The following is a 7,273-nucleotide window of genomic DNA, read 5'->3' as shown; positions in this document are numbered from 1 at the left end:
CTTTATAATTTCAGAGTTTTATCGATCCTGACTTTTCAAACAGTCTCAAAGTTTCTGGAGGCGCGATTTTCAGGCATGCGCCTTGCTGCGCAGCTTTTCAGGAAAAATCTTCGCCTGAAACTTCTTCCAAGGCTGCCTGTAAAGACAGGGACAGCTAAAGACAGGGCCAGCAGTCTGCTGAATGATAAAAGCCCTGAACGGCATTCCCCTTTGGGGAAAGGCAACATACCAGGGTTTTTATCATTACTTATCAATGTATTGTTTTAAAACGCCTTTTACTGCCCTGCCTCGGGTGATGCGCCTTCCTTGTTTTCCCCATTATCCGCCGGGGTTTCGCGGTCGATCACCTTGATATCGTCACCCACCAGCCCCTGCGCAAAGGCCTGCGCGGAGAAGGGGCGCAGATCCTCCGCCTGTTCGCCCACACCGACCATATGGACCGGCAGGCCGAACGCATCGGCCAGCGCCACGACAATCCCCCCGCGCGCAGAACCGTCCAGCTTCGTCACCACCAGTCCTGTGACATTCACCAGTTCCTTGAACACCCGCACCTGTTCCATCGCGTTCTGGCCCGTGGTGGCATCCAGCACCAGAAAGACGGAGTGGGGGGCGGTTTCATCGAACTTGCGCATCACGCGGATGATCTTCGCCAGTTCCTCCATCAGCGCGCCCTTGTTATGCAGGCGCCCTGCAGTATCAACCAGCAGCAGGTCCGCACCTTCCGCCTTGCCTTTCTTCAGCGCCTCGAACGCAAGACCGGCGGCATCGGCATTGGGGGGGCCAGCAATGACCGGCGCGCCCACACGCTCGCCCCAGACCTGCAACTGTTCCACGGCGGCGGCACGGAACGTATCGCCCGCGACCATCATGACCTTCTTGCCCTGCTCGCCATAATAACGGGCCATCTTGCCGATCGTCGTGGTCTTGCCCGTGCCGTTGACCCCCACCACCAGTACGACATGCGGCTTGTGCGCGGGATCGGGTTCGAACGGGATGGCGACAGGTTCAAGGATCTTCGCGATTTCTTCCGCCAGTGCGGTGCGGACTTCCTCGTCCGTCACTTCCTTGCCAAATTTGGAGGAACGGAAGGAATCGATCACCTTCGCCGCGACATTCGGCCCCAGATCGGCAGAGATCAGCAGGTCTTCCAGATCCTCCAGCGCCTGATCATCAAGCTTGCGTCGGGTGAAAACCGCGCTGAGCCCACCGCTGAGTTTCTGTGTGGAGCGCGACAGCCCCGCCTTGAGTCGTGAGAAAAAGCCAAGAGCCATGTCAGGGTAATTCCGCCACCAGTCCGTTATCGTCAAAAGCCACAGGCCGCACCGTCTCGATCCGTCCCGCCTGCGACGGCGCAACACCATCCGCCAGCCGCACCGGGGCAAATTCCTCGGAATGCCCGGATGTCTGCGTCTCCATCAGCACCCGCAACGGCCGCCCCAGCAATCCCGCGTGATAGGTACGTGCCGCCTGCGCCCCCACCGCACGCAGGCGCGCGGCGCGCTCGCGCCGCTGTGCCATGGGAATGGCGGGCATCCGGGCCGCGGGCGTTCCGGGCCGCTCGCTATAGGGGAAGACATGCAGGTAAGGCAGCGCCTGCCCTGCGATGAAATCCAGTGTTTCATTGAACAGCGCTTCGTCTTCGGTCGGGAAACCGGCGATCACATCCGCGCCGATCCCGATATCGGGCCGCAATCCGCGCGCGCGCGCGATGACGGCGGCGACATCATGCGTCAGGTGACGCCGCTTCATGCGCTTGAGGATCATGTCCGACCCTGCCTGCAACGACAGATGCAGATAGGGCATGAAGCGGGGTTCATGTTCCAGCAGTTGCCACAACCCGTCATCAATCTCCACCGGGTCAACCGACGACAGGCGCAACCGTTCCAGTTCGGGCACCAGGGCCAGCAGCCTGCGGCACAACTGCCCCAGCGAGGGCTGTCCCGGCAGGTCCCCACCCCATGATGTGATATCCACCCCGGTCATCACCACCTCACGATAGCCCGAGGCGACAAGCGCGCGCACCTGTTCAACCACCACGCCGACGGGAACGGAACGTGACGGCCCCCGGCCGAAGGGAATGATGCAGAAGGTGCAGCGGTGGTCACACCCCTGCTGCACCTCCACAAAGGCGCGGGTGCGGCCTGCGAACTCCGTCACCAGATGCGGCGCGCTTTCACGGGCGGCCATGATGTCGGATACCGCATTGCCCTGCGACAACGCGGCTTCACTCCAGCTTTCGGCGGCCAGTTTTTCGCGATTGCCCAGCACCCGTGTGACCCCAGGCAGCGCAGCCCAGCGGTCAGGGTCGATCTGTGCCGCACACCCCGTCACGACGATGCGCGCGTCGGGACGGTCACGATGGGCGCGACGCACCGCCTGACGGGCCTGGCGCTCGGCCTCCGCCGTGACCGCGCAGGTGTTGACGATCACGACATTGTCCAGCCCGGCGGCATGGGTGCGCATCACCTCGCTTTCGTAGGTATTGAGCCGACAGCCAAATGTCAGGATTTCAGGCTTTTTCATCGGGGATAGGTATCCAGCGCCACAGTGCCTTCGAAACTCATCACGGCGGGACCACTCATCAGGACATGGCCATCGCTTTCACGCCACGTCACCGACAGCACGCCGCCATCCATTTCCACAACGCATGTACGCCCGACCAGCCCACGCCGCACGGCATTGACCACGGCGGCACACGCACCGGACCCACATGCCAGTGTCAGGCCCGCGCCACGTTCCCATACCCGCAGCCGCATGTCATCGCGCGCGCGCACCTGCGCAAAGCCGATATTGGCCCGTTCGGGAAACAGCGGGTCGCATTCCATTGCCGGCCCACGCACGCGCGGGTCGGTCGTATCCCCCACATCAAGGAACACGGTGGCATGCGGGTTGCCCATAGATGCCGCGGCCGGATCCCCCCACAATGGCAGATGCAGGGTATCGACCTCCCGCACGAGGGGGATATCGCGCCAGTCCAGCGCGGGGGGGCCCATATCGACGGTAATGACGCCATCACCGGCAATCCGGGTTGGCAACAGGCCCGCGCGCGTCTGCAACACGGGGGCCATCGTCCCGCGTTCATCCCCGATCAGGGCCGCGACACAGCGCGAGGCATTGCCACACGCCCCGGATTCCGTGCCATCGGCATTAAAAAAGCGTACGAACACATCCGCACCATCACGGCAGGCGGGGCGCAGCACCACGAACTGGTCACAGCCAATGCCGCGCTGACGATCCGACAGGGCGGCGATGCGCGCGGGCGTCAGGTCAAGGCGGCTGGCACGTTCGTCCATGATGACGAAATCATTCCCCAGGCCATGCATCTTGTAAAAGCTGGTCTTCATCTGTGCCCTATATACGCCAACATCGTCCCGGCCGCGAAATGCCCGCCCCTGTGCGAGTCGCCCGCTGACGCGTTTTTACAGGAAACGCCCCGGCGCGCCACGTTGCAGAACCTCGATCCGGTATCCATCAGGATCGGTAATAAAGAAAAACCGCCCCACGAACCGTGCCCCGCATGACATGTCCTTCACCGGTTGCGGCGACATCCCGGCGGCGGACAGGCGCGCATGTTCCGCGTCCACATCCGCAACCGACATCGCAAGATGGCCATATCCGTCACCAAGGTCATACGGATGGTCACGATCATGGTTAAGCGTCAGTTCGAGTTCAAACGTCTGCTCCGCATTCGCAAGGTAGATAAGCGTGAACGTATCGAACACAAGCCGGTCCACTGGCCGCAGGCCAAAGGCAAGGTCATAGAACGCCTCGCTGGCGGCTGCGTCACGCACGCGGATCATGGAATGGATCATTCGGGCCATGTCTGCGGTTTCTCCTTTGGTTCAATCTGTCGTAAATGGCGGCAACCGGCGGCATTCTCAACATGCCGTGGCGTCTTTTCGCGCATGGCGAAACGTGCAGGCGACCGGCCGTTTCGTCCCACCCCGTCGCATCTGGCACATTCATGAACGATCTGCACGGCTTTCATCCTGGCGCCTTCCTCAGCGCGTCGCACGACTCCGACACCGTTTTCTGGTCCGCACGTCCCTCCGGCCCGATGCTGGACCCCGGGGCATGCACGGCCGTCACGGCGTTGTACCGCACCATGCTGCCCGAAGGGGGACGCATCCTTGACCTGATGGCCGGAAGTGACAGCCACCTGCCAGATAATGTCGCCTTTGACGCCGTGATCGGCATCGGTGTGGATGCCCCGGCACTTGACGCCAACGGGCGCCTGACACAACGGATCGTGCAGGACCTCAATGACACGACCGAACTGCCCCTGGCCGATGAATCGCTTGACGCCGTGTGCCTGTGCGATGTCGTGCCCTACCTGCGCCATCCTGTCGCGCTGTTTCGTGAAATTGCCCGTGTGCTGCAACCCGGGGGGCTGGTACTCGTTACCTACGGCAATGGTTTTGTACCGCAAAAAGCCGTGGCATTATGGCAGGCGATTGAAACGGAGGAACGCCAGCGTCTGGTGCGTATCGTGATGCAGCGCGCAGGCTTTGCCCATACCGATACCGGCAGCGTCACCCCACCGCCCAACGATGCCGTCTGGCACGACACGGTCTATGGCGTGACGGCGCGCCGCGACGAAGGCGCGGCATGACGGCCCCACGGGGCATGGGCCGAATATTGCAGAAGGTAAAAATATCCTTCTTAAAAGAAATTATCATTTACGCCGACGCCGGGAAATGTTTTGACACAGAATAGTCTTGACCCGTAGTCCGAGGCCCACTGGTAATATATGCGGAATTTCCCCCCCCGTCGCGCTGGCTGGCACCGTCTGTCGGCCGCCCTGCTGCTGTGCTCTGTCATGGTGCCCGTATCCGCCACATGGGCCGATGATGACCCGGAATCGCTCGATATCATGGAGCGACAGATGGAACGCATCCAGCAACAGCAGATGGAACTGCAACGCGACCTGACGATGATGCGCAAGCAGATCGCACAGCACCGCGCCCATGCCGGTACCGGCACGGGCACGGGGGAACATTCCCTGCAGGTATCAGGCAGCGCAGGGCATGTGCGCGGTGGCTGGACCCCGCATGAGGGGCATATCACCGCCATGGGTGAACGCACGCCGCCGGGCATGGGCGCGCCGCATATCGGGGGGCATTCCGACAATCCGAACGGGTCGTTCCTTGACACCCCGACATTCGAATCCGTCGTCGCCCATCGTGACGAGGATCTGATTTCCCATATGGCCAACAACAATGTCGGCCCCCATACCCGTGAAACCGTCGGCGCGCAGTCTGCCGGCGCACTGGGCAGCAAGGTCTTCCATGCCGGGGCGGTATCCATCATCCTTGGTGGTTTCTTCGACGCCGCCGCGTTGGAGGAAAACCGCCATGTTGCCTCGGGCATCTTCAATTCGTGGGCAAACATTCCCTTCCGCAACAGTTCGAACTTCCACACCGACAATTTCAACGGCGATGCGCGCTATACCCGCTTCTCCCTCATGGCGCGCGCGCCGCTGGGCACGCACGTGACGGTGGCGGGATTTGTCGAAAGCGACTTTGGCGCCAGTGCGGAAACAACCAATCCTTATGAAAGCAATTCCTATGTCCCGCGCCTGCGTCAGGCGTACCTGACGCTGGATGATGCCAAGACCAACTGGCACTTCCTGATCGGACAGGCATGGACGATGCTGACCCCGGATCGCGTCGGCATCATACCGCGACAGGAAAGCCTGCCCGAAACCATCGAATCCTCCATCCTTGCGGGGCAGACATGGACGCGGCAGTGGCAGGTACGCCTGGTCAAGGACTTCCTCGAACACCGGCTGTGGGCGGGTCTGTCGATCGAAAACCCGGCCACGATCTATGACACCACCGGTTTTTCAGCCTATAGCGACAATGGCGAATATGCCCTCCCCGGCAGCGGCAACTATGCCAAGGTGGGATCGAACGGCGTCGGGCTGACGGGATCCAGCACGAACTATTCCAACGAAATCGCCCCCGACATCATCGCAAAGATCGCAGGCGACCCGTCATGGGGCCATTATGAAATGGAAGGTATCGTCCATTTCCCGCATGACCGTTCGGTCATCGGTGGCGAGGGGCAGAACCATACCGCCATCGCATGGGGCGGCGGCGGGTCGATGATCCTGCCGGTCATCCCGCACACGCTCGAAATACGGCTGGCCGGACTGGCGGGCAAGGGGATCGGGCGTTATGGCTCCGTCCTGCTGCCTGATGCCACGCTGAAGGCCAATGGCGCGCCCGACCTGCTTAGCAGCGCGCAAGCGACGGCGGGCGTGATCGCCCATCCCAACCGCCTGGTCGACGTCTATGGCTATTTCGGGATGCAGCGTTCGGGACGCGGATATTTCGATTCCGATGGCACCGCCTATGGCTATGGCAACCCGCTCTCCGACAATAGCGGGTGCTGGACCGAAGGGTCGTCAGCCTGCACCGCAAGCATAAAATCGGTGGAGGAATTCACGATCGGGGCATGGTACCGCTTCATCAAGGGCAAGTATGGCACCGTGCAGGCAGGCACGCAGCTTGCCTATTCGCGCGTGCATACATGGGGCGGAATCGGGGGGGCCCCCACCACGAGCATGAGCGAGATCTTCTTTGATTTCCGCTATCTGCCATTCCAGTAATCCCCTGCGGATCGCCACCACACAGGCCATGACGCCTGCGCCTTGCACCCGCATCGAAAAAGGGGGATGTTGCCCCCTCCTGTGTGGATAAGGCGAAAGGGCGCGACGCATATGCCGGTAAAGCAACGACACTGGAGGATTGCCGGATGCGTGGCCCTTGGGCTTCTCCCGCTCCTTCTGTCATCCATTCCCGCCATGGCGCAGGAAGATGAGGACGAGGCCGATTTCAAACGCCACCAGTCCATGCACCAGCTTTCGCGCCACCCGCCGCTGCCACGCCTGCATATGGATTACAGCCAGTACCGCTTCATCCCCCCCGGTGACAAGGTAAAGGAACAGCCCGACGTCAACCGGCTGCTGTTCTGGACGCAGCATGGCACGCCCGATGGCTATGCCGAACGCCATGGCGGGGCCATCGTCTATTACGACAGCACGGGCAAGGCGATCCGCGTCGATAATGTCCCGGCCACACCCACCCGTTAGGACGATTTCGAAAACATCAAAGGCTGTCTGCACACAGCCGGGGCCGTGACATCAGCTTTTTTTTCAGAATGCCCCAAAAGGCGTTGCCTGTTTCAGGTCATAAGAAAGATTGTTTGAAGACAAGAAAAGTTTCTGGGTGCCGCCTTTTTCCAAAAAGGCGGCGTCTTCTGAAGCTTT

8 protein-coding genes are annotated in these 7,273 nt (G+C 61.4%); 4 read left to right on the top strand and 4 right to left on the bottom strand.

Annotated elements, in window-relative coordinates:
* The coding region (locus B7G66_RS18295) for a hypothetical protein (protein WP_206778174.1) at positions 1-267 on the top strand (267 nt) is incomplete at its 5' end.
* An 8-nt stretch (positions 268-275) separates the two neighbouring features.
* Here B7G66_RS18295 and ftsY read toward each other — a convergent pair.
* The 4 genes from ftsY to B7G66_RS00020 all read right to left on the bottom strand — a co-directional run bounded on the left by ftsY (position 276) and on the right by B7G66_RS00020 (position 3,821).
* Entirely contained in the window at positions 276-1,271 is a 996-nt protein-coding gene (gene ftsY / locus B7G66_RS00035; protein WP_003617911.1) for a signal recognition particle-docking protein FtsY, read from the bottom strand.
* Position 1,272: 1 nt separating this feature from the next.
* The gene (mtaB, locus tag B7G66_RS00030) at positions 1,273-2,523 is read right to left on the bottom strand and encodes a tRNA (N(6)-L-threonylcarbamoyladenosine(37)-C(2))-methylthiotransferase MtaB (RefSeq protein WP_003617910.1); all 1,251 of its coding nucleotides are present in this window, start codon (positions 2,521-2,523) and stop codon (positions 1,273-1,275) included.
* Positions 2,520-3,344: a diaminopimelate epimerase gene (gene dapF / locus B7G66_RS00025; RefSeq protein ID WP_003617909.1), complete on the bottom strand. Its 825-nt coding sequence runs from the start codon at positions 3,342-3,344 to the stop codon at positions 2,520-2,522. Before dapF ends, mtaB begins: the two co-directional genes overlap by 4 nt.
* 75 nt (positions 3,345-3,419) lie before the next feature.
* Positions 3,420-3,821 (bottom strand): VOC family protein, encoded by a 402-nt coding sequence (locus B7G66_RS00020; protein ID WP_003617908.1) that lies wholly within the window; start codon positions 3,819-3,821, stop codon positions 3,420-3,422.
* A 143-nt stretch (positions 3,822-3,964) separates the two neighbouring features.
* Here B7G66_RS00020 and B7G66_RS00015 point away from each other — a divergent pair, with 143 nt between their 5' ends.
* The 3 genes from B7G66_RS00015 (at position 3,965) to B7G66_RS00005 (ending at position 7,096) form a co-directional block, all read left to right on the top strand.
* Positions 3,965-4,612 carry a class I SAM-dependent methyltransferase gene (locus tag B7G66_RS00015; RefSeq protein ID WP_040511512.1) on the top strand — a complete coding sequence of 216 codons (648 nt, stop codon included), beginning with the start codon at positions 3,965-3,967 and terminating at the stop codon, positions 4,610-4,612.
* Between the two features lie 138 nt (positions 4,613-4,750).
* The gene (locus B7G66_RS00010) at positions 4,751-6,613 is read left to right on the top strand and encodes a hypothetical protein (protein WP_003617906.1); all 1,863 of its coding nucleotides are present in this window, start codon (positions 4,751-4,753) and stop codon (positions 6,611-6,613) included.
* Positions 6,614-6,763: 150 nt separating this feature from the next.
* A complete protein-coding gene (locus tag B7G66_RS00005) occupies positions 6,764-7,096 on the top strand; it encodes a hypothetical protein (protein ID WP_003617905.1) in 333 nt (110 codons plus the stop codon).
* Positions 7,097-7,273 lie beyond the last annotated feature (177 nt).

The organism is Novacetimonas hansenii JCM 7643 (assembly GCF_000964405.1).
Lineage (GTDB): Bacteria > Pseudomonadota > Alphaproteobacteria > Acetobacterales > Acetobacteraceae > Novacetimonas > Novacetimonas hansenii.
The sequence above is the reverse complement of the archived record's forward strand: the minus strand, read 5'-3'. Positions and strand labels throughout refer to the sequence as shown.

Coding starts and splice junctions, on each gene's coding strand:
- mtaB (WP_003617910.1), bottom strand. CDS start 2,523: ATGAAAAAGCCTGAAATCCTGACATTTGGCTGTCGGCTCAATACCTAC.
- ftsY (WP_003617911.1), bottom strand. CDS start 1,271: ATGGCTCTTGGCTTTTTCTCACGACTCAAGGCGGGGCTGTCGCGCTCC.
- B7G66_RS00010 (WP_003617906.1), top strand. CDS start 4,751: ATGCGGAATTTCCCCCCCCGTCGCGCTGGCTGGCACCGTCTGTCGGCC.
- dapF (WP_003617909.1), bottom strand. CDS start 3,344: ATGAAGACCAGCTTTTACAAGATGCATGGCCTGGGGAATGATTTCGTC.
- B7G66_RS00020 (WP_003617908.1), bottom strand. CDS start 3,821: ATGGCCCGAATGATCCATTCCATGATCCGCGTGCGTGACGCAGCCGCC.
- B7G66_RS00015 (WP_040511512.1), top strand. CDS start 3,965: ATGAACGATCTGCACGGCTTTCATCCTGGCGCCTTCCTCAGCGCGTCG.